This is a genomic window from Desulfuromonas sp. TF (genome assembly GCF_000472285.1).
GTDB lineage: Bacteria > Desulfobacterota > Desulfuromonadia > Desulfuromonadales > ATBO01 > ATBO01.
Genome location: NZ_KI421423.1, coordinates 12291 through 13562 on the forward strand (window position 1 = coordinate 12291; position 1272 = coordinate 13562).

Genomic DNA, 1272 nt, shown 5'->3' on the forward strand with positions numbered 1-1272 from the left:
TGCAGTACCCGATGCCGAGGTTGACCGTCATCAGCAGGCCGAAGTGCATGGTGTCGATGCCGAACTTGGCAAGAAGGGGCAGAAAAATCGGCGTCAGGATCAGGGTGGCCGAAATGATATCCATGAACATCCCGACAAAGAGCAGAAGAATATTCACGGCCAGCAGGAAGACGTACTTGTTGTCGATGTTGTCGACCACCGTGTTGGCGATGTTGTCGGGGATCTGGGCGAAGGTGAGATATTCGCCGAAGACCGAGGCCCCGGCCACGATCACCAGCAGGGTCGCCGAAGTCACGGCGGAGCTGACAATCACCTTTTTCACGTCGCGAATCTTCATGTCGCGATGGATGACGATTTCGATGAAAAAGGCATAGATGCATGCGACGACAGCCGCCTCGTTCGCCGTGAAAACACCCGAGTAGATCCCCCCGAAGATCACGACCGGAAGAAGCAGGGCCCATATGCTCTCTTTGAGGACGGAGACCGTTTCCCGGAAACTCGGACGCTGGCGCGTCGCCAGGTTTTTCGTGCGGCAGTAAAAATAAGCATAGAGAGACATGGCCACAACGATCATGATGCCGGGGATGAACCCTGTCAGGAAGAGGGCCTCCAGGGAATCGTTGGAGACCATGGCGTACAGAATCATGGCGATGGACGGGGGGATGATGATCCCCAGAATCGGAGCGGTGGTCATCACTCCGATGCTGAACTTCTCGTCGTACCCCTCATCGATGAGGGCCGGAATCATGAACCCGCCGATGGCGACCACCGTGGCGACCGTGGAGCCCGAAATGGCCCCGAACAAGGCGCAGGCGACGATGCCGGCCATGGCGAGCCCCCCGGGAAGAAAGCCGACCATCACGTTGGCCGCCTTGATGAGCTTCTGGACGATGCTTCCCGTCGTCATGATGTTGCCGCAGAGGATGAAGAAGAGCACGACAATCAGGGCAAACTTGTCCATGCTGCGGTACATGATCTCGATGACGATCGTGGGATCGACTTGCGCCACCAGAATCAGACCGACCATGCCGGTGAACAAGAGGGACAGGAATACCGGTACCGTTGAGGCCAGCATCCCCAGAAGCATAAGAAAGATTAGAACCGTACTGCTCTCCATGTATTCTCCCTCTTTTCATGATTTCAGGTTTGAAGAATGCTCATCCGACTGCAGGCAAAAGCTAGGACTGGTTTTCACCGAGCTCCCGCCATTCCGCAACCATGACGAGAATCGTTCGAAAGATGCTCATGCCCCCCAGAAGCGGCAGGACGGCA

General features: G+C 56.4%; 1 protein-coding gene. It reads right to left on the reverse strand.

Annotation, left to right across the window (positions count from 1 at the left end; all coding sequences use genetic code 11):
* The coding region (locus DTF_RS23960; protein WP_226989381.1) for a TRAP transporter large permease at window positions 1–1117 on the reverse strand (1117 nt) is incomplete at its 3' end.
* Between the last annotated feature and the right edge of the window lie 155 nt (window positions 1118–1272).